Origin of the sequence: Microbacterium sp. ZW T5_45, from assembly GCF_044987415.1 — a bacterium.
Lineage (GTDB): Bacteria > Actinomycetota > Actinomycetes > Actinomycetales > Microbacteriaceae > Microbacterium.
Genome location: NZ_JBJDRJ010000042.1, coordinates 15,674 through 34,249, shown reverse-complemented (window position 1 = coordinate 34,249; position 18,576 = coordinate 15,674). Strand labels below are relative to the sequence as shown.

20 protein-coding genes are annotated in these 18,576 nt (G+C 66.1%); 3 read left to right on the top strand and 17 right to left on the bottom strand.

Annotated elements, in window-relative coordinates; genetic code table 11:
• The coding region (locus tag ACI3KS_RS16875) for an integrase core domain-containing protein (RefSeq protein ID WP_404919694.1) at positions 1-126 on the top strand (126 nt) is incomplete at its 5' end.
• 239 nt (positions 127-365) lie between these two features.
• On the top strand, positions 366-1,247 hold the full coding sequence (locus tag ACI3KS_RS16870; RefSeq protein WP_219084463.1) for a hypothetical protein: 882 nt from the start codon (positions 366-368) through the stop codon (positions 1,245-1,247).
• Between the two features lie 184 nt (positions 1,248-1,431).
• On the opposite strand, the gene ACI3KS_RS16865 is transcribed toward ACI3KS_RS16870, so the two are convergent.
• Together ACI3KS_RS16865 and ACI3KS_RS16860 are read right to left on the bottom strand one after the other, a co-directional pair.
• Positions 1,432-2,280: a hypothetical protein gene (locus tag ACI3KS_RS16865; protein WP_219084464.1), complete on the bottom strand. Its 849-nt coding sequence runs from the start codon at positions 2,278-2,280 to the stop codon at positions 1,432-1,434.
• Between the two features lie 190 nt (positions 2,281-2,470).
• Positions 2,471-3,679 carry an MFS transporter gene (locus ACI3KS_RS16860; protein WP_219084465.1) on the bottom strand — a complete coding sequence of 403 codons (1,209 nt, stop codon included), beginning with the start codon at positions 3,677-3,679 and terminating at the stop codon, positions 2,471-2,473.
• 20 nt (positions 3,680-3,699) lie between these two features.
• Here ACI3KS_RS16860 and ACI3KS_RS16855 point away from each other — a divergent pair, with 20 nt between their 5' ends.
• Entirely contained in the window at positions 3,700-4,272 is a 573-nt protein-coding gene (locus ACI3KS_RS16855; protein WP_219084466.1) for an ABATE domain-containing protein, read from the top strand.
• Between the two features lie 291 nt (positions 4,273-4,563).
• On the opposite strand, the gene ACI3KS_RS16850 is transcribed toward ACI3KS_RS16855, so the two are convergent.
• From ACI3KS_RS16850 to ACI3KS_RS16780, 15 genes are all read right to left on the bottom strand, one after another.
• Positions 4,564-5,421, bottom strand: coding sequence for an MFS transporter (locus tag ACI3KS_RS16850; protein WP_404919693.1), 858 nt, complete (start codon positions 5,419-5,421; stop codon positions 4,564-4,566).
• Between the two features lie 262 nt (positions 5,422-5,683).
• Positions 5,684-6,694 (bottom strand): MerR family transcriptional regulator, encoded by a 1,011-nt coding sequence (locus ACI3KS_RS16845; protein ID WP_219084468.1) that lies wholly within the window; start codon positions 6,692-6,694, stop codon positions 5,684-5,686.
• On the bottom strand, positions 6,695-7,372 hold the full coding sequence (locus ACI3KS_RS16840) for a HEAT repeat domain-containing protein (protein ID WP_219084469.1): 678 nt from the start codon (positions 7,370-7,372) through the stop codon (positions 6,695-6,697).
• A gap of 428 nt (positions 7,373-7,800) precedes the next feature.
• Positions 7,801-9,096: an MFS transporter gene (locus ACI3KS_RS16835; protein ID WP_219084470.1), complete on the bottom strand. Its 1,296-nt coding sequence runs from the start codon at positions 9,094-9,096 to the stop codon at positions 7,801-7,803.
• Positions 9,093-10,058 carry a serine/threonine dehydratase gene (locus ACI3KS_RS16830; protein WP_219084471.1) on the bottom strand — a complete coding sequence of 322 codons (966 nt, stop codon included), beginning with the start codon at positions 10,056-10,058 and terminating at the stop codon, positions 9,093-9,095. The genes ACI3KS_RS16835 and ACI3KS_RS16830 overlap by 4 nt, the downstream gene beginning before the upstream one ends.
• Positions 10,048-10,437, bottom strand: a complete 390-nt coding sequence (locus tag ACI3KS_RS16825; RefSeq protein WP_219084472.1) for a RidA family protein — start codon at positions 10,435-10,437, stop codon at positions 10,048-10,050. Before ACI3KS_RS16825 ends, ACI3KS_RS16830 begins: the two co-directional genes overlap by 11 nt.
• Before the next feature lie 8 nt (positions 10,438-10,445).
• On the bottom strand, positions 10,446-11,291 hold the full coding sequence (locus tag ACI3KS_RS16820) for a fumarylacetoacetate hydrolase family protein (protein WP_219084473.1): 846 nt from the start codon (positions 11,289-11,291) through the stop codon (positions 10,446-10,448).
• A 24-nt stretch (positions 11,292-11,315) separates the two neighbouring features.
• Positions 11,316-11,708 (bottom strand): tautomerase family protein, encoded by a 393-nt coding sequence (locus ACI3KS_RS16815; RefSeq protein WP_404919692.1) that lies wholly within the window; start codon positions 11,706-11,708, stop codon positions 11,316-11,318.
• A 38-nt stretch (positions 11,709-11,746) separates the two neighbouring features.
• Positions 11,747-12,154, bottom strand: coding sequence for a MarR family winged helix-turn-helix transcriptional regulator (locus ACI3KS_RS16810; protein WP_219084475.1), 408 nt, complete (start codon positions 12,152-12,154; stop codon positions 11,747-11,749).
• A 156-nt stretch (positions 12,155-12,310) separates the two neighbouring features.
• Complete coding sequence (locus ACI3KS_RS16805) at positions 12,311-13,669, bottom strand: GNAT family N-acetyltransferase (RefSeq protein ID WP_404919691.1); 1,359 nt, start codon at positions 13,667-13,669, stop codon at positions 12,311-12,313.
• Complete coding sequence (locus ACI3KS_RS16800) at positions 13,669-14,124, bottom strand: hypothetical protein (RefSeq protein WP_219084476.1); 456 nt, start codon at positions 14,122-14,124, stop codon at positions 13,669-13,671. Before ACI3KS_RS16800 ends, ACI3KS_RS16805 begins: the two co-directional genes overlap by 1 nt.
• Entirely contained in the window at positions 14,121-14,669 is a 549-nt protein-coding gene (locus ACI3KS_RS16795) for a PadR family transcriptional regulator (protein WP_404919690.1), read from the bottom strand. Before ACI3KS_RS16795 ends, ACI3KS_RS16800 begins: the two co-directional genes overlap by 4 nt.
• 7 nt (positions 14,670-14,676) lie before the next feature.
• Complete coding sequence (locus tag ACI3KS_RS16790) at positions 14,677-15,939, bottom strand: MFS transporter (protein ID WP_404919689.1); 1,263 nt, start codon at positions 15,937-15,939, stop codon at positions 14,677-14,679.
• Positions 15,936-17,375, bottom strand: coding sequence for an amidase (locus tag ACI3KS_RS16785; RefSeq protein ID WP_404919688.1), 1,440 nt, complete (start codon positions 17,373-17,375; stop codon positions 15,936-15,938). Before ACI3KS_RS16785 ends, ACI3KS_RS16790 begins: the two co-directional genes overlap by 4 nt.
• Entirely contained in the window at positions 17,372-18,502 is a 1,131-nt protein-coding gene (locus ACI3KS_RS16780; protein WP_404919687.1) for a dienelactone hydrolase family protein, read from the bottom strand. Before ACI3KS_RS16780 ends, ACI3KS_RS16785 begins: the two co-directional genes overlap by 4 nt.
• Between the last annotated feature and the right edge of the window lie 74 nt (positions 18,503-18,576).

The window sequence follows — 18,576 nt, the reverse complement described above, 5'->3', positions numbered from 1 at the left end:
GCGACGGCCGGCTGGGTCGACTGGTACAACACTCGTAGGCTTCACTCGAGCCTCGGCTACGTCCCACCCGCCGAGTTCGAGCAAGCCCACTACGCAGCCCTCACCCGAGAGCCGCAACCCGCATAGGAGCGGCAAGAAACCTGGGGCGCTTCAACCCGGCGGGCTGCCCGCCTCGGCGTAGTACCTCGTCAGCGGGGTCGAGAGCGAGCGGTCACCGTCGCCTGCGGCGACGGTGCGGAGCAGGTACTTGTAGCCGTCGCCGGCGCTCATCACGCGCATCGAAACGGTCATACACGTAGGTGTTCGCGGTACAACCGACGTAAGCATCACACTGGCCGCAGGTCGCCGCCGATAAAGTTGGGAAGGTGAAGAACCCGGCCGCACGCATCGTCTTGTCGGTTGCTGCTGTCGTAGTGGTTGCGTTCGGGCTGTTCTCTGCCAGCGTCGCGATATGGGGCTCGTGGTGGCGGTTCCCCAACATGCCGACCGCCGAAGAATGGTCTGCCATATTCGGAGCGTCCGCTCTGGTTGCGTTGGGGTTCGCTTGGTATCAGATTCGTCAGGTGGATCAGTCGAACAAGGCGCTGATCGCATCGAACGAACTGGCGCGCCAGGTCAACGTCGAAGCCGTCCGACCGAGGGTCCAGGTCGCCCTGGAACCCACTCGTTTCGTTCGAAAGAGCCGCGGTGCACCGGCAGAGGGCACGCTTCATATCGCCGTACGAAACATCGGGGTGAGTCCGGCCCACGAGGTGCGGTTGCGCGTGAGCCCGCCGTTCACCTCCCTGGAGAAATTCTTCAAACCTGGAATGATGAACGCACATTTCGCTGAGGTCAACGAGACCTTCAGCGGCAACGTGAGCTTTCGTACGCTCAATCCGGGCAACACATACATCTGGTTCCTGGGTCAAGTACCTGAGTTGTTTGACGACGCGTCGGGAATCCCGCGCCGCTGGGAAGTCGAAGCCGAGTACACCGGAACGGCATCTCCAGAACCGTTCCACGAAACGTTTGTACTCGACCTCGACGTCGAAAAGCGCATCGAGTTGCCTGTCGATCCACTCGTGCGTATTGGCAAGGACATCGAGGCCGTCGGAAGCAAGCTCGAAGCAATCAAGGGCGTTGTTCCGAAGAAGCTCACGCTCAGCGACGACTCCTTCGAGGCACTTGGGAGGCGCAGCCGCGGGATACGATCTTCGGCGGTCGGTGCACGGCGAGCGCCATCTTGGCTGCGAAGACCCCGTTGACATCGAGGTGGTTGCGCGCGTAGCTCCTCAGCGACCTGTTTGGGTTGCAGACACAGGCTGAGGGTAGCGCCAAATGAGCCTCCAGTTGCGGCGGCAATCCGCGAGGTGTTGCGCCCGCGGTTGCGTCCGGCTCCAAGTCGCTGGTCAACACGATCACCCTCCACGCCTTCGGTGGCCGAGCCGCTCAGCTACGGGTATGCGTTACGCGCCGGAGGTCATACAGCCGGAATGCTTCGCTCAGGGTCATGGTCGCCGCTGCGATAGCAGGGCCGACATCGTTGTCGAGGTCTCCACGTAGCCGCACGATCGAACCGCCCGACTCCTCGCGTACGACCTCATTTCGATCGAGTCGCATGACGCCGAAATGATATTGCGCGTGGGCAGCCGCGCTGCCTGATCGCCAGATTGCCTGCGTCGCACCGATGAGGAGGTCGTCATCGACGCCGTGCATGTGCTGTGCGACCCAGTCGATCGCCCCGGTCTGATGGAACCGAATCTTCGTGACGTCCTCTCGCAGGCCGAGCGCAGCTGCGACCTTCTGCAAGCTGGCTTGCCGCTCGCGCAGTTGCTCCAGGAGGCCCGTACGAGCCTCCTCAGGTGTGCCTTCCGGGATCTGCATATCGCGGAAGGATGTGACCTGAACACGAAGGTCGTCGGCGCGGAGCCTGAGCGCCCGCTCGCGACGTTCTTGCCGCGTTGGCGGTGCGAGGACCCACACCGCGTTCACCGCCGCGACGAACGCGGTCCGCGCAACGGTCATGTAGGCCGTCGGGTACATCGTGCTTGTTGCCCGCATGGCATCGATCGCGAAATCCAAGTGCTCGGAGGAGATGCACATCGAGTACCAGACGGGGTTCTCGACACTCAATCCGTCGACTGAGTCAGCTGCGAGCGAGCTTCCAGGCTCGGGCGACATCGGATTTTCTGCGCGCTTACGCCAGGCATCGACCGCTTCCGAGATGCGGTCCAGACGCCTAAGCCACTCATTGTTCTCGGGCGGTGGAGGCTGCCGCCCGGGTCGCCGCTTCGTCATAGCCGCACCATATCTCCGTTCCCACGCCCGCCTTCGCGACCCGCTCTACCGCGACCTGCAAGACGCGTGGCGTATCCCCGAGACGCGGGCGAAGGGACCTGCAGGAGCCGTGTCAGACCGATCGGCTCTAGAGAGCAAGTGGTAGCACTACAAGCAGCTCGCAAGTGCAGCGAATCAACGACGCAGACCACTAGTCGGAGGGCTGGGCGGATTGGTGTCGAGGTGAGACGCAGAGCACAACTAGTGCGGATGCATTCACCCCCGCGGCGAGAAGCACGAGCTGTCGAGCATCGCAGACCGCGGCGAGCAGGCCTGCGATGGCGGTGCCGAGCGCATAGGCACCGGTCTTGAGGCTTGCGGCGCTGGCGACCACTTGTGCGTAGCGGTGGGAGGGCACGCTGCTTTGCCGAACGCCGAACGTCGCGGCGAGTAGGGGACCGTCACCCAAGCCTGCGAGCGCGACGATCAGCAGAGCGATCAAAAGGGTCGGGCTGGCGCTGAGCGCGGCAAAGCAGATGATCTCCGTGAGCACCGCGAAGGTCATGACGGTCAGCGGTTGCCAGCGACGCAGCAATCGCTCGCTGAGTAGCGCACCACCCAGCGCACCGGCGCCAAACACGCTGAGTAGCCATGCTCCGTTCGCGGGGTCGTGCCCGAGTTGGCGGGCGAACAGCAGTAAGGCGACCGGAAGCAGTCCTTGGCCGAGTTGGTTGATCGTGGTCGCGGCGGTCGTCGTGCGCAGCAGCTTGTTGCTCCAAAGCAATCGCAAGCCGTCAGCGATGCTCGCAGCCAACGACTCGCGTCCATGCTTCGTCGCAGTCCCCAGCGGCACGCGGATCATGAGGGTCAATCCGATCGCGGAGAGGGCCGCGATCGCCGCCAATGCCGCACCGGCACCCGCCAGCCCGGCCACCGCGGCGACCAACACCGGCCCCGCGATGCCGGCGAGGTTGTAACTTGCGGCGTCTGCGGCGTTCGCACGCGCCCACGCGGTCGGCGCGATGACGCCGGGGAGTACGGCACTGAACCCGCCCGTCAGCACGGGCGCCGTCACGCCCGCTGCGAGACCGAGCAGGATCAGCAGTGGCCCTGGCACGTGGCCAGCCAAGAGCAGCACCCCCACAAGAGAACCGGTGAGCAGCGCGTGCGCGGCGAGGAAAAGGCGTCGTCGACTGCGAGCGCGATCGATCTGCGCACCGACGATCGTGCCGGTCACGATCGCCGGGAACGTGAAAGCAGCGGCCACCAGCCCGGCAAGTCCCGCATCGCCAGTCCGGTCCAGTACCCCCAGAATGACCGCGATGCCGGTCGCATCATGGGCTAGGCGCGAGATCGACGCCGTAGCGAGCAGCCGGACACCGGCGCGATTCGCGCCTGAACCGCTTGTAACGGGTTTCATGTGTGATACCGTAACAGCTCATGGAGGCTCCAATCCGTTTCGGGTCCACGCGTTGGGCATTGCTCGCCGTCGCGCTCGTCAATACCGCTGCGAACGCCCGACACGGCGATCAGCTTGAGCGACCCGAGCAACTCCGCGACTTCCTGTTATCCCACAACGAGCCCGAGCCCGTGTCCATTGATGCGCGTGATCTCGCTGACGCCCGTGCCGCCCGCTCCGAGTTTGCCGCCGTCTTCGTAGCCGACAACGAAATCCTGCTCGCCGAACGGCTCAACGCTATGCTGACCCAGTACACCGCCCCGCCAAGGCTGGTACTGCTCCCCAACCAGCCATTGCACGTCCACATCGACCGACCCGATTCCTCATGGGGCGAATGGCTCGCCGCATCCGGCGCGATGGCACTATCACTGCTGATCGCCGAGCAAGGTCCCGGTATTCTCGGTACCTGCAGTGCGTCCGACTGCGGCCACGCTCTCCTGCGCTTCGGCCCCGGTCCACCGCGGCGCTTCTGCGAGGAGCGCTGTGCCAGCCGTACCCGCGTTGCCGCCCACCGGCGCAACAGACACCGCACCGACGCTCAACCAAAGGCATGATGGCCATGCCGCAGAAGCGGTCCTGCCGCGCGCCATCGGAGAGACCGGGCGACCAGACCCCGATCCGCTGCGGATGCGGCGTCGTCTGAGGTCGCGTTGCCACACCGTCGACGTGTTGCGCGGGCGGAATGTACGAGACCGTGGAGTTCCAAGACACTCGCTTAAGGCGGGTGGAGAGGGTTGCTTTGGCGCGGATCACGTTGCGAGGCGCGCCGGCGGGCGTCTCCCGGCCCAAGTTTGGTGCAGCCGCGGAGTCAGCCCAGAACCCGCGCGGGAAATCGCAGGGCCTCGTCACTTCGCTGCGGTGGCCCCATGTCCAGATGGCGGGTCGGTTGCCAGTCCGGCGAGCGCGGCTGCGATCAAGTGTACGCCCGCAGCCACAAGCAGCGGCAGCGACAGACCGCCGCTCATGAGCGGGATCGTGGCCAGCGCGCCGAGTCCCGAAGCTGTGATCTTCAGGCTGGCGCCCGTGGTGAAGACCTGGGTCCGCAGTCGGGCGGGGGCTTCTAGTTGGCGAATGTGCAGGAGCGCGGCGAGCAGGGGTCCGTCGCCAGTCCCGATGATCGCGGCGGCAACCAAGGCTGCGGCCAGTGACGGGATGAGCATCAGGATAAGTCCCACGCCGACCGTAACTGTCCCGAGAGCTAGCACCGTGCTGGGGCGCTTGAGTTCACCCCGGCGACTCAGTATCGCGTTCGAGACCAAGGCGCACCCTGCCATGACGCCAAGTATGACGCCCGCGCCGGCGGGCGTGCCGAACTGGGTTGCACCGATCGTCGGAACGATCGCGAAGAAGACCCCGAAGCCAAAGAAGGCGATGACCGACGACGCGGTGGCCCACCGCAAGCATGGGCGGCGGATAGTCGACGCGAAGCCCCGGCGCAGATCTATCCACGGGTGAGTCACAGGAGCCTCGGCGCGAAGGCCGCTGGCGCGCACAGTGGAGACCGTACGGGTCCAAGGGGAGCACGCACTGCCAGCCAGCAGCAAGGCGACTTTGACGACTAGCGGCGCAGAGCGCCCGGCCACGGCGTAGGCCAGAGCGGCCAAGAGCGGTCCGACGAGCCCAGCGATGCTGTACGAGTTCGCGTCGAACAGTGCCAGCCGCCGCCCCGGGCTGGATCTCCAGAAGTCAGGGATGCTGACCATCCGCCTGCAACCGCGGGCGCGAACAAGCCCACGACTAAGGCGACGAGCGTGGCCACGGCGCCAACGTCGTTGTGAAGGCTGACACCGATCGCGACCAAACCAACGGCGAACACCATCAGAGACAGCGTGAGGGGCGCCGCGGAAGGCACCCTGTCGATCCAGACCCCGAGCACGGGACCACCAGCCACGGCAGCGACCGACTGAGGCTTCGGATCTCACCGTCCTTCAGGGACCTCGCGCAAAGCAGGTGAAGGATTAACGGTTACGCGGAGTCCTCTTTGGTGCTTGTATCGAGGATGAACCTGGCAGTGAGCGCAGTGGCGCGGTCGTCGTCATCGAGCAACGTGAGCAGCGTGTCCTTCGTCGCGTCAATAGGGAGATCGGTCAGCGCCGCGGCGAGGCGTCGGCGGGCGGCAGGTTTTGAGGCTTTCAGGTCCGCTACCAATGCGGTGATGACCTGATCGATTTGTCCGTCACGGATCGCGAGTTCTGTGAGCGCGTCGGCGGCTTCGACATCGTCCTGACCGGCGCTGATGAGCCCGACCAGCGCAGGGATCGACCCACTCTTGCCGTGCTGAGCGCGGGTGATGATCGCGCGGGTTCGGATGCGTGGATCCTCGTGCTTCGCGGATTCCATGATCACCCGCTGCGCGGCAGAGGTGTTGATCTTCACGAGCGCGTCGAACGCGCGACGCCTCCGATCGCTTTCGTCGGAGTGGATCGCGTCAGCGAGCGCGGGGACAGCGTCGTCTCCGCCGCCTCGGGCGATGGCCCATTGCAGCGCTCCTGCGGCGTCTTCGGTGTTCTCGCGCAGCATCGCCTCGACGAGCACGGGAACGTCTCTCTGGTCCGCTTCAGCGACCGCCAACGCTATTTGCTGCCGACTCGAAGGACTCGCGGACTCCAGTGCTCGGATGAGTCCTACGGTTCGGAGGACGTCATTCCACGTCTTCGGCACAGTTGCCTGCACCTCTTCGAGTCTCTGCACGAGCTCTCGAGCTTTGTCGATCTGCTCCCGGGTACGTTTGATCACGCTCTCGACCATGACGGCAGGATCGAACCCGCGGTCATCAATCACGTCCGCGATCTGAGTGAGAGTCATCCCCAGCGACCGCAACCCTTCGACGTGGAACAGTCGACGCAGATCGTCCTCGGAGTACTCACGGTATCCGCCCGGTGTGCGCTCCGACGGCGACACCAAGCCGATGCGGTCGTAGTGGCGCAGCATCCGGGCGCTGATACCCGAACGCCGCGCCACCTCGCCGATCAGCAACTACTGCTCCCGCACTGCCGGCGCTCCACCAAGAGCCACAACCCGCTTTGCTTCTGCAATCGCCGCATCGAACCCTTCATCAGGGTCAGCCATGATCGCCAACGTTGCCACGGCGTGTGCGCTCACCGCCTCGTTCTCGCTACGCGCCGCGTCTTCGATCACCGATTCGACGTCCGCTCCGAGCACGGCGAGCGCTCGACTCAGGCTCCGTTGCGTCTCCCGGTCCCCCCGCCCGAGCTCACCGACCAGTTCCTGAGCCAGCCGGGCCTCCCCGCCATGAGGGACGAGTCCGGCGGCAGTGCGCCATGCGGCACGAGCCACCTCGGTGTCGTCGTCGTGCAGAAGGTCCACGGTGATCGCGTCCGCGGTCTTCGGGTCACCGATCTTCGAGAGAGTGTGCAACGCCTGACTGCGCGCTTGCGGAGAGCTGGAGCGAAGCTCAGGCAGCACGGCCTTCACCGTCGACGCAGGATCATGCCTCGTCAGCGCCCACGTCAACATGTCCCGGACGAAGAAGTCCGGCTCCACCCCACAACGCTCCACAAGAACCTCGATGTAGGACCCATCCGGTCGAGTACCGGCTGCCAAAGCAGCCTGCAACCGCGCAGATGCGCTGCTGCCCCACAGCGCAGCCCTCAGGCGGTTCCCTGGTGTGTCCGTTGTTGTCGTCTCGATCATCTCGATACCTCCTCAACGTAGTTCACACCTTGTCATCGTGACAATGTCAAGCGCTCCGAGCCGCACGAAGTTTCTTCATGGGGTAAAGCGACTACACGTATTGGCCTTCTCACCGCGACAACGGTGTCGAGTCGGGAAGACGTGGGTCCCGCCACCGACGCGGACGGTAGACGCACTGCCATGCGGCATAGGCTGCCCTGGCACGCGGCAGCCACGGAGTTGCGCAGCCTTATGTCGTGAAGGCTAGGACTGCTCCGGCTCGCGCTAGCGGACTCCGAGCGGAAGTCGCAGGAGCCACAACCCGTGAGTCGTGTCGGATCCCGTTGAATCTTGCGTAATCCACGCTACTTTGCACGCTACTTTGCAAATCCTCAAAGTAGCGTGTTCGCGTTCAGAGCGGCTCGGAGGAATCGGTCGAACTGTGGCCCTCAGCGGGCACTCCCGACCCTTGATCGCTTGACGGCGAGCGAGAGGATGGCCGCGATGGCGCAGAGGGCGGCGCCTCCCCACCAGGCGTAGGTGTATTCGCCGAACGTGTCTCGGATGATGCCTGCGCCGAGCGCGGCGACGGCGGCGCCGATCTGGTGGGCGGCGAAGACCCATCCGAAGACGATGGTGCCGCGGTCGCCGAAGATCTCGCGGCAGAGCGCTGCCGTCGGCGGGACGGTGGCGACCCAGTCCAGGCCGTAAATGACGACGAACAGCACGATGCTGGGGTGGATCGTCTCGGCGAGCAGCCAAGGCAGGAGCAACAGGCCGACGCCACGGAACACGTAGTAGATGATGAGGAGTTTGCGGGGGTCGAACTTGTCGGTGAGCCAACCCGAGGCGACGGTTCCGACGATGTCGAAGACACCGACGACGGCGAGCAGGCCCGCGGCGGTCGTGGTCGCCATGCCGTGGTCGTGTGCGGAGGGGATGAAGTGGATGCCGATGAGGCCGTTGGTGGTCGCTCCGCAGATGGCGAACGCGATCGCCAGCGCCCAGAACGCGCGGGTCTTCGCCGCGAACGCGAGCCCCTCAAATGCGCGCCGGGCGGCGCCGCCGGTTGCCGGGGTTTGCGCTACGAAGGTGTCGGGGTCGGCGCCGTAGGGAAGGACATCGCGGTCCGCGGGGTAGTCGCGCATCACGAACCACACCAGCGGTACCGCCAGCAGCGCCGCAGCCGCGACGACGAGCGATGCTGAACGCCAGCCGGTGGTCTCGGCCAGCAGGGCGACCGGGGGCAGGAAGATGAGCTGCCCGGTGGCGGATCCGGCGGTTAGGATGCCCATCACGAGCCCGCGGCGGTGCACGAACCAGCGGTTGGAGATGGTGGCGGCGAATACCAGCGCCATCGATCCGGTGCCCAGTCCGATGAGTAGTCCCCAGAAGATGAGCAGCTGCCAGGACGCGGTCATCAGGACGCTGCCGCCGGCGCCGAGCGCGACGAGGGTGAGGGCGGTCGCGACGACCTGTCGCACCCCGAACCGGTCCATGAGGGCCGCGGCGAACGGTGCGGTCAGTCCGTAGAGGAGCAGATTCACGCTGACCGCGAGCGACATGACGCTCGTGGACCAGCCGAACTCCTCGTTCAGCGGCACCATCAGCGCGCCAGGTGCGGCACGGAAGCCGGCCGCGGCCAAGAGGGCGATGAACGCGACCGCGGCCACCCACCAGGCTGGGTGAATCCGCGGCCGTCGTGGCTGCTCCGTGTGGTCGGGGGTCGATTCGGTGCGTGTCATAGCCGACTCAGGGTGGTGAGGTCGACGTTGCCGCCGCTCGCGATGATGCCCACGATCTCGCCGGGGGCGGGTTGGTAGGCGCCGTTGAGGATCGCGGCGAGGGCGGCCGCTCCGCCGCCTTCCAGACCGATCCGGAACTCGTTCCAGGCTGCGCGTTGCGCGGCGCGGATCGCGTCGTCGGTGATTTCAACACGACTGGCGCGGTGGGCGGTGACGGTATCGAAGGCGATCTGCCCGACGCGAACAGGTCCGAGGCTGTCGACGGCCGCGCCCGATACGGTCACATCGACGGGTGCGCCGGCGTCGAGCGCGGCGCCGAGGCAGCGGGCAGTGGTCGGCTCGACGCCGACAGCAGTCGTCGGGCTGTCCTCCAGTGCCGTGAGGGCGCCCGCGAACAGTCCGCCGCCACCGACCGACATCAGTACGTTGTCCAGTTCGGGCACTTGCTTGAGGAACTCTGTGGTGACGGTGCCGGCGCCGGCGACGGTCAGGGGCTGGTCGAAAGGGTGGATGAGCCGGGCACCGGTCTCGTTCGCGTACGCCTGCGCGCTGACCAGGCTCTCGTCGTACACGTCGCCGATGACCGTGACCTGAGCGCCGTACCCGGCGAGTCGCCGCAGTTTCACCTCCGGGCAGGTCGTCGGTACGAACACTGCGGCGGGCACGCCGAGCAATCGGGCAGCCCACGCGACCGCCTGGCCGTGGTTTCCCCCGCTGGCAGCGCACACGCCCGCGTTAGGGATGGGTGTCGCCAGGAGGCTGTTCAGCGCGCCGCGTGCTTTGAACGCCCCGGTGATCTGGAGCGATTCGAGCTTCAGCCAGAAACCGGGATGCGACGGGCTGAGCTGATTCTCTCCCACCCAGATGACGGGAGTGCGGCGGATACTGCCCTCGAGCCGGTGGGCAGCCGCGTCGATGTCGTCTCGGGTGAGGTGGATGCGACGGGGCGTGTCAGCGGCCATGAGCGGCGACGGCCTGCACTTCGATCTTGCAGCCGAACGGCAGCGCCCCGGCCTGGAACGTGAACCGTGCCGGTGCCACCTGGACGTCGGGGAACTGGCGTCGCCACCACTCGTTGAGGGTGGCGTAGTCGTCGATATCAGCGACCACGCACTGCACGTACACGATCTCGTCCTGGGTGAACCCGGCGGCGGAGGCGATCTGGGTGATGTTGTGCCACGCGAGGGTCACTTCCTCCTCGAAGGTGCCGGGCTGATACTTCCCGTCCTCGCCGAGCGCCGGCATCCCGCTGATGAAACAGGTGTCGTTCGCGGTGGCGGCCAGGCTAAACGGGAACTCGGAGGGCAGACCGGGGCCGGAGAGGGTGCGGGTGATGCTCATGATGGCTCCTAGGTGGGGTTCGCGATGGCGGTGTGCTGCAGGGTCTGGTCGCCGACGATCGTCACGACGTCGTCTCCGGGCACGAGGTAGCTCGGCGGGTTGCGGCCGAGTCCGACGCCGGCCGGGGTGCCGGTGAGAATGACGTCGCCGGGCAGCAATGGCAGGACCGCGGACAGGTATGCGACCAGCTCCGGGACAGGGAAGATCAGGTCAGCGGTGCTGCTCTCCTGCACGGTGACGCCGTTGATCACACACCGCACCGCGATGTCGTCACAGTCGTCGAACTCGTCGGGAGTGACCAGGGCCGGGCCCATCGGAGTGAAGCCGGGGAACGATTTGCCGAGGCTGAACTGCGGGGTCCCCGCGGGCCGCATCTGCACGTCCCTCGCCGAGAAGTCCTGCGCAGCCGTGACGCCGGCAACATGCGCCCACGCATCCTCCGCAGCAACCTGATAGGCGGTGACGCCGATGACGACGGCCGCTTCAACCTCCCAGTCGACCTGATCGGTGAACAACCTTAGATCCGCGACAGGACCCGTGATGGAGGACGCGAACTTGGTGAACACCATCGGCTCCGATGGTTCCTCGAACCCGGACTCGATCTGGTGCGCACGGTAGTTCAAACCGATCGCGAACAGCTGACGTGGGGCGGGAGACGGCGCATCCGCCTCCGCGGCGACGAACGGGACCCCGCCAGCAAGCGGCGCGGAATCGGCCCACGACCGGAACGCGGACCACTCCTCGTAGACCGCGCCCGGGCTCGGGCCGAAGCGGCCGTCGCTGTTGGTCGCGACGTCGAACGCCACCCCATCGCGCACGATGCTGGTTCGGGCTGCGATCACGGCAAGTCTCATGTTGCTGCTCCTCCGGCCCGTTTGTCAGGCGTCAGCCGGCGCGCGCTGGGCGAGACCACCGCCGAACGAGATGTTCGCCAGCCCGATCTCGGTGATCGTGACGAACACGTCGTCGGAACTGACGACACCCGCCGCGACCAGGTTTCGGTTGATGTCGGCCAGCAAGGCCTTCTTGATCTCATCCGTACGGCCGACCAGGAAGGTGATCTCGATGATCAGCAACTGCTCTGTGTAGTTCAGACCGAGATAGCTATCGGTGTGACGGAAGTTGTCCGCCGGAAACTCGTTGAAGATCTGGTAGCGGTCCGCGTCGGGAACGCCGAGGTTCGTGACGAGAGCGGCCTGCACGGCAGCCGCGATCGCGTATTTCTCCGACGTGCTGCGACCTTCGAGCAGGTTGATTTTGACGAGAGGCATGACGCTCCTTCAGAGTTCAGCGCGGTAGGGAATGTCGTTCAGATGGAGAGCGCCAGTTGGCGCAGCTGCGCGGCGGAATCCGCGGTGAGCATCTGCTCGATCTCGGCCTGCGCGCTCTCCCACAGCGGTAACGCTTCGGCCGTGACCGCGACCGCCTTCTCCGTGAGCACAAGCGCAGTCGCTCGCCGATCAGCCGGCGAGGCGGTCATCTCGACGAGACCGAGCTTCACCAGCACCCGGAGGTTGCGCGCCACCGTCGAACGCTCCAACTCCGCACGCTCGGCCAGGTCCTGGATCGTGATCGGCTCCGAGCCCGGGAACGGCAGTCGGCGCAGCAACCCCCACTGCGCCACATTGATACCTACCGGTTCCAGCGCGCGGTCGTAGATCGCCGACGCGCGACGCGCCGCCACGCGAAGGCTCGTGCAGTAGCAGTCCGTCTTCATATTTACGAGTATATACACGTATTGCGATTTCGCGTGGCCGGTGAAGGAATCTGCAAAGTATCTCGGTCGCTGAGCCCGCGATCGATGCAAACTAGCGTGGATTCAGCCCGGTTCCGCGCAATGTTGATCGGGATCCGACAAGTCGAGGCCGGTGGATCAACGGGTGACATTGCGCCGCAAGTGAAGCATCGGGTAGGGGCGACCGTCCTCGTCGGTGGGGCTGCGTCTGACGATTTCGAAGCCGTGGTGTTCGTAGAACCGCAACGCTGAGATGTTCTGCTCGTTGACGTCGACCCTAGTGACGTGTTGGTTCGTGATGGCGTGCTGGAGAAGCGCCCCGCCCACTCCGTTGCCGTGGTAGGCGGGGTCGACGAAGAGCATCTCCAGCGATCCGTCGAGCGTCCCACAGAATCCCACCGTCCGACCGCCGACCTCTGCCGCGGAAAGCGTCACGGATGGGAAGTACTCGGTGCGAAGTCGAGCCTCGATCGCGTTTCTGTCGCCGATCGTGAGGAAGTCGTGTGTCGCGTCGACCGCTCGCCGCCAGATGTCAGCGAAGGCAGAGTAGTCAGACTTCTCTCTCGAACCGCGGATGGAGACTGTCTTGCCGGGGTCTTGGTGTGCAGACGTGGACGCCGTTCGGTCGGTGATCGCGCGGATCACCGCGGCCATGTCGAGTGAGCCGTCGCCGCGCAGCACGGCTTCGTCGTAAAGGTCCCGACACACGTCCAGGAGCGGACTTGCGATTCCGCGGCCTCGTGCGGCGTCGGTGATCAGAGCGCTGTTCATCAGCACGTCCCGGATCGCCGCCTGCGGGGCCCAGTCGTCCGCGACGATCTTCTCGCTCTTCAGCCGAGAGATCGGAGAGGACATCTGACCGACGTCGAGGACCTGACGTAAAGCATCGAGGGAGAGCCCATGCTGCTGGGCGAAATGGAAGGATTCCGCGAGACCGGTGACCACCGCGATCAGGAAGACGTTGACTGACAGCTTCATCGTGAGCGCCGCCGGTACCTCACCGCAGTAGGTGATCGATGCGCACAGATGCTCGATGACCGGCGACACTTCGCCTACTGCCCGCCCAGGGCCGGCGAGCATCCCGACGAGAGCACCGTCTTCGGCGGGCCGGCGGGAGCCCGACACGGGCGCCTCGACGAAAATCCCGCCTGCAGCCCGGATTTCATCGTTGAGTTGCTGCGAGTAGGCGGGCGGCACGGTCCCCATGTTGACGATGGTCCTGCCTGCGAAGAGTTCACGTCGGCGGTGCCCTGCAGGCCCGAGGACGGCGTCGATGGCATCGGTGTTGGCGAGCATGAGGATGACGACCCGCGAGCGATGGAAGACGTCGGCCACGCTCCCCGCGACCTCCGCGCCGGCACGCGACAGTGCGTCGACGGCCCGGGGTGATCTGTTCCACACGACCAGCGGCATCCCGGCTCGGGCCAGGCGAAGCGCCATGGGCTCCCCCATGATCCCCAGGCCGACGAACCCGACGTGGTTCTGTGTCTGGTCCATCACGCACTCCGCGCGGGCAAGTGCCCGGCCGTTCGTGCACGGGCGAGCAGCACTCCACGCTGCACGAGGATCACCAGCCCGAAGTACGCCAGCAGCGTCGCCTGGGCAAGCGCCGGAGTCGGCATCAGAAGCTCACTGAGCAGGTGCTGCCCGAGCCCGACGATCCACAGCACGGCAGTGATCACGGTGCCCTGCTGCATGAGCTGGTCGTCCTGACGGCGCAAGCGAACGGTGAATGCCCGCAGGGTCGCCAGCGCGCAGCCCAGCAGCGCGCTGCCGAAGAGCACCACGATGTCCCACGACGTCACCGGGGACGACGGAGCGAACCTGGAGACCTGGAACACCCCATAGGCGAGAACGATCCAGCCCAAGAGCGACCGCTCTTTCACCGGGCGTTCCGTGAGCTGCCGATACAGCAGCCAGATCAGAACGGCTGCCGCGATGACGAGATTCATCGTTTCTCCTCCACGCCGAGAGCATCTTCGAGTCGGTCGCACCAGGCGAGATTGAGGTCGCAGTACTCGACTCCGTAGTCCTTCAGCAGGTCAGGGATGCCTGCCGCAGAACGCCGCTCCTCCTCCGACCAGGTCTCGCCCGGAGAGAGCGAGGCCAGGTGCTCACGAAAGGACGTGAAGTGTCTTCTGCGCTCGGCGATCAGCGCCGCCGCCGCCACCTTGTCCACACGCGCGGCGAACATCAACTTGACCATGTTCTCGTCCCGGGTCGCGACCGGCTGGGACGGCGCGCGCAACCACAGTCGCAGCACACGCTGACCGGCATCGAGGATCCGCCACACCTGCTTGCCTCGCGCATCGCCTTCGACGCCTACCGGTGCGATGAGACCGTCGAGCGCGAGCCTCCTCAACTGCGGGTAGAGCTGACCATCGCTGAGCCCCCAGAACGGTGTTCGGGCAGCAGCCCGCCGGATCTCATACCCGCTCCGTGGATGCAGTGCGAGGTAACCGAGGATGGTATTTCCCGTGGGCGTCTGATTGACCATACTCCGACTATATCTCTGGCAGAGGCATCGCTTCAGCAATTGACGATGAAGTGCGCGGCTCATCCATTCGTGGACGTGGTGGAAGCGCCCAGGGCCAGATGGCGGCGACGATCAGCGAGGCGGCACTCGCCGCTACGAATAGGTGATAGTTACCGGTCGCATCGTGCGAGATCGCACCAAGCATCGTGCCGATCCCACCGCCCAAGGCGACAGCGACCATGCCGACGGCGAGGCCCCGCCCGTTGACCTCCGGTGGGACATATCGGGAGACGACATAGGCGAGCATGGCCGTTTCGGTGCCCGTCGCGATTCCGATCGTGGTGGTGATCGCGAGATCGCCCGGCCCTGGAGGCGCCGCCAGCAAGAGGCCGAGGGCGCCGACCGGGAGGATCAGCATAAGGCTCGCGAGAGCCCGGACGGCGATGCGGTCCAGCAGGATCCCGGCGGCGAGATTGCCTGCCAGGAGCCCGACTCCGAGCAGGCTCTGGCCCAGCACGGCAGTCTCCGGTCCGTGCGTCCGTTCTTCAAGCAGGGGCACGAGGTGGCCCTGCATCCCGCCATAGCCGGTCGCGGCGAACAGAGCCCATCCCAGAACGACGTACATGGCCCGCGTGCCGAAGAGCGCTCGCCAGCTCGCCGGCTGCTCTGTCTGCGACTGTCGTGCCGCGTGCGGGGACGGGTGGGTGCGGATGAACAGCGTCGCGGGGATGCCGGCGAGCACCGCCACCTGGAGACCGAGCGCGATGAACGCACCCTGCCATCCGACCGTCGACACCAACATGGCTGCGACGAGCGGGTTCACGATCGCGCCCAGGCAGGCGCCCGCGAATAGCAGTCCCAGCGCGGCCCCTCTGCGGTGGCTGAATGCGAGGTTGATGCTTCGCGCCAAGGGGACCACGCTCGCGCCGAAGCTCGTAGCGTACGTGGCGAGGAATAGCACGGCAAACCCGATCCGGGAGGTCGGCAGAACACCGAGCAACACCAGGCAGACGACCTCGGCGCCGAGCGCGCACAGGACGAGCACGCGCACGGGAAACCTGTCGGACGCCCACCCTGTCAGCGGGATGAGCACGGGTGTGAGCAGCGTGGCGATGGTCAGGATGCTGTAGGTGGCGGTGCGCGACCAGTCGAACTCGTCCTCGAGCGCGGCCGCGAAGATCCCGAAGGTCTGAACGAGGAAGCCCACCGCGCTGAAGGCCAGCACCAACGCCGATCCAGCCAGAAGAAGTCGTCCCTGAGGAGCCGACCCCGCGATGCGCGCGTCGGTCATCGCCCTGCCGCCTCGGGTCGAATTCCCGCCCAGACGGGAGGGATACGGTCACGCCACGGTTTGGCGTTCTCGAGCTGTCCCGACACCGCCAGAACCCGCGCGTCGTCGCATGCGGGACCGACGATCTGCACGCCAACGGGGAGCCCGCGAGAGCTGCGGGCGATGGGTACCGATGCCGCCGGATGTCCTGTGACGTTCAGCAGCGGCGTGAACGCCGAGTAGTCGCGCAGCACGCGCAGAGAATACTCACGCGCGGACTCCTCGGCGCCGGCCGGGTCGAACGTCCCCACCGCAGGAGCCTCGCTCACCGCCGTCGGCGTGAGCCAGATATCGAACGAGGCGAAGAAATCGTCGACGGCGCGCGTGACCCGCCGGAAGACCTGATCCGCTTCCAGGAGCTCGCGAGTTGTCACCAATTCGCCCTGTTGCCGATACCGCAGGGTCATCGGTTCCAAGGTGTCTGCATCCGCTCGGACACCGGCTCGCCGCTGTGCACCTTCGATCGCCCAGGGCAAAGAGTGCGTCCACGCGCACATGAACGCGTCAAAGAACTCTGCCCAGTTGACCGATGGTGAGGACTCCGTCACGTCATAGCCCATGCTCTCAAGCACTGACGCGGCCCCCAGCACTGCGGCGGAGCACTCGGGATCGGCGCGCGCGAAGCCCGGAAGAGCCGTCGCGAAGCCGACTCGCATCGGTCCCGGTTCGCTGGCGGCTGCCGCCGCAAACGGTCGGGCGGGCGGCGGAACATGGTAGCGGGCCCCTGGATATGCACCCTGAGTCACGTCGAGGAACGCAGCGGAATCTCGCACCGAACGGGTGAGGACGTGATTGACGGAGATGTTGAAGAGAAGGTTCCCCTCGAACGGGGTTCGTCCGCGACTCGGCTTGAAGCCGAACACTCCCGTGCAGTGTGCGGGGGTCCGGATAGACCCACCCCCGTCGCCTCCCGTCGCCACCGGAACGATGCCTGCAGCGACGGCGGCGGCAGATCCGCCGCTGGATCCCCCCGGTGTCCGTGTCAGGTCCCAGGGATTTCGTGTCGGCCCGTGCAGCCGGGACTCCGTGACCGCGTAGAGCCCGAACTCGGGAGCTGTCGTCGCGCCCACGAATACGACGCCAGCCGCTCGCAACCGTCCGCAGAAGATGTCGTCCTCACCCATGTGCAACGCCGAAAGCAATCGTGAGCCGGCTCCGGCTGGACCCCCTCTCCTTCCGTGGCCGGACTTGGTGAGAATCGGCACGCCGTGCAACGGACCCCCCGCAGTCGGCGTCGCTCCCACGTCCAGGGGGGACACGATCGCGTTCAACTGAGGGTTCAGCGCGGCGGCGGCCGTCGCGGCGCACTCGACAAGAGCGTCGCTGCTCACCTCTCCCCGTTCCACCAAGCCCGCCAGGCTCGTCGCGTCGTGCTGTACGTATTCGTCCACCCTCATGGCGACACCTCCGTCTCGTCAGTTCCTGAGTCGCCACCGGGTTCCAAGGCGTCGCCGAGGAACGCCGTCACCGTATCGGCGACAAGAGTGAGCATCCGCTCAGGGTCCACGGTGCCGAGATCGAGTAGGCCACGCGTGCGCCGTGCGCCGAAGGCGACCAGATCACTGAACGCGTAGTGCCCGGCATCTGCCACGAGGACGCGTTGGACGCGCCCGGTCGCCGTTCGCCGAGACTCGTAGTGGAGGTCGTTCACAACGCGGCCGGACGGCAGCATGGACCCGGCAGACGACATGACGAGCAGCGGCACACGGATGTCCTGCCCCAGGAGAATGTCCCCCTGCTGCATCCCGTCCAGGTTGATCGCAGCCCGGGCACGTTCGTCCAGGTGTGCGACGTTGGCGCTCGTGGACCCGCCGAAGGACATACCCATCAGCGCGACCCGCGACCAGTCGCCCGCATCGAGGATCGCGGCCGTCGCAGTGTCGACTCGAGCGCGACGCTGATCGATGGGAACGAGCGCGTCCAACATCGCTGTGAGGTGGACGGACCAGCGGTCGTTCTCTCTCGCAAGCGTGTCCACCGCTGTCACCTCCGAGATGGCCCGGTTCTCGGCGTCGATCGACCGCGCCCGCAGAAGGCGCACCATCGCTCTCGCGAACTGGTCACCGACCAGGCGACGACGCTGAGCGGCGGACATCACGTTCGAGGAGCCATCCGGGGCGCAGATGGATGCGGCCGCCTCCGGATAGGCGATCGAGATCACGAGATAGCCGGCCGCCGCCAATCGCTCGCAGAGGTGAGTGTTCTGCCCGACGAAGCCGGTGAATCCGTGAGAGAAGAAGACCACCGGAAGCCTCCCAGCCGCGGGGGGCGCATTCGTGTGCCCCCGCGTGCGCCACCCGCCCAGGGCGCGTACACCGCGCGCCGAGAGCAGCCACCCCAGCCCGCGCGTCATGATCTGCAACTCATCGGGGCCATCGAAATAGCGTCGCGCTGCGAGGCTCGACGGCACATGAGCCGGATACCACACACGGATCACGCCATCGGTGGAGCGTGGCCCGACGCCCCGCACCACGGCATCGCGGACGCCGATACCGTACGGACTCGCCCCGGTTGGCCACGCCAACGGCTCCGCCTGTGGAGAGCCTCGACTCACTAACGCCCGCGGAAGGAGCGCCCGAGCATCCCCTCGGACCCGGA